Source organism: Oleiphilus sp. HI0079, assembly GCF_001635105.1.
On sequence record NZ_LWFT01001021.1, the window covers coordinates 1 to 677 of the forward strand.

Here is a 677-nt window from a genome sequence, read left to right on the forward strand (position 1 = left end):
GTTGCAATCGACTTTGAGGTGCTCGGGCCATCTGAGGATAGTGCTGATCAGGTTGATGTTCTGTTAGCCGCGTGCCGGAAAGAGAATGTTGAACTTCGTGAAGATGCTCTGGAGATAGGCGGGCTTACGAGCAAAATTGTAGATATCGAGGCGCATGCTGTAGAGCGCGCTTTTGATTTGATTGCTCGCCAAATGGATGAGTCGGCCGAAGAGCGCACTGTCGCTATTGTTGACATTGGTTCAACAATGACAACGCTGAGTGTGTTAGCGGATAACACCACCGTCTACACGCGTGAACAGTTGTTTGGCGGGCGACAGCTCACTGAAGAAATTCAGCGTCGTTATGGTCTTTCCTTCGAGGAGGCAGGTCTTGCTAAAAAACAGGGCGGGCTTCCGGACGATTACGAGAGAGAAGTGCTCGATCCGTTTAAAGAGGCGGTCGTGCAGCAAGTTGCTCGTTCCCTACAATTTTTCTTTGGTTCTAGTCAGTACAACGAGGTTGACTACGTTGTACTTGCTGGTGGTGTGGCATCAGTTCCTGAGTTGTCTGATATGGTCCAAGAGAAGGTTGGCATCAAAACGATCGTTGCGAACCCTTTCTCCGACATGACTCTTAACTCTCGAGTGAATGCATCCGCGCTGAGCAATGATGCACCATCTCTGATGATTGCATGCGG

Annotated in this window: 1 protein-coding gene; it reads left to right on the top strand. The window is 49.9% G+C overall.

Annotated elements, in window-relative coordinates:
* Nucleotides 1-677, top strand: a 677-nt coding sequence (gene pilM, locus A3750_RS18440; protein WP_156498724.1) for a type IV pilus assembly protein PilM, incomplete at both ends; no start/stop codon positions are given.